General features: G+C 69.0%; 1 protein-coding gene. It reads right to left on the bottom strand.

Annotated elements, in window-relative coordinates; all coding sequences use genetic code 11:
- Positions 1-1127: acyltransferase domain-containing protein (locus ABZ079_RS36875; RefSeq protein ID WP_356943806.1), on the bottom strand; the 1127-nt coding region annotated here is incomplete at its 3' end.
- Between the last annotated feature and the right edge of the window lie 15 nt (positions 1128-1142).

Genomic DNA, 1142 nt, shown 5'->3' with positions numbered 1-1142 from the left:
CCAGCCGACACCCCACCACGCACCACATGCGACGCCTCATCCAACGCCAGCAACGACACCACACCCACGGGAGCACCCACACCCCGCAGGACACCGGCCACCTCAGCGCGGTCCGCATCCCGACCCACCGGGAATCGCAGGACATCCGCCCCGTTCGCTTCGAGTGACCGCACTACGGCAGAGGCCCACTCCTCCTCGGGCAACGCTGCGGGTACCGCGACCAGCCACCTGCCCGCCAGCCTTTCGGCCTGCGCGGACACCGGCTTCCATGTGACGCGGTACAGCCATTCCTCCAGCCGTGCCTCGTCACGCTGCCGCTGCCGCCATGACGACAGCGTCGGCAACGCCTCACTCAACGGCACGTCCGGCGAGACGCCCAGGACCGACGCCAGCGACTCCAGGTCACCGCTCTCCACGACCTCCCAGAACCGCGCGTCAGCGGGGTCAGTGCTGCCTGGGCTCTGCTCACCGGCCGGGGCGTCGAGCCAGAAGCGGCGACGCTGGAAGGAGTAGGTGGGCAGGTCGGTGTGGTGAGCGCCGGTGCCGGCGAAGGCCCGCGACCAGTCCACCTCGATACCGCGGACCCACAGCTCACCGGCAGAGGTCAGGAAGCGGTCCAGCCCGCCGTCCTCGCGACGCAGGGTGCCGGTGACGATCGCATCTTCGGCGGTGTCCTGGATGCTCATCGCCAGCACCGGGTGCGCCGACACCTCGACGAACGCAGCATGATTCTGCTCGGTCAAAGCACGAACGGCTTCTTCGAAGCGGACGCTTTGGCGCAGGTTGCGATACCAGTACCCGGCATCCAGCAACGCCGTGTCCGCCCAGTCACCGACCACGGTGGAGAAGAACGGGATACCCGAGGACTGCGGGCGCACCTCGGCCAGGACCCGGGCCAGCTCCTCCTCGATCCGCTCGACGTGAGAGGTGTGAGAGGCGTAGTCCACCGGGACACGACGGGCCCGGATTTCGTCCGCCTCACAGGAGGCGATCAGCTCATCCAGGGCCTGCGGTTCACCCGCGACGACGACCGAGGTGGGCCCGTTGAGCGCCGCGATCTCGATACGACCGTCCCAGACGCGAATCCGCTCAGCCACCCGCCCGGCATCCAGCGCCAGCGAGACCATCCCACCGTGACCGGC

Source organism: Streptomyces sp. NPDC006314 (genome assembly GCF_040613075.1).
In the GTDB taxonomy this organism is placed as follows: domain Bacteria; phylum Actinomycetota; class Actinomycetes; order Streptomycetales; family Streptomycetaceae; genus Streptomyces.
The sequence above is the reverse complement of the archived record's forward strand: the minus strand, read 5'-3'. Positions and strand labels throughout refer to the sequence as shown.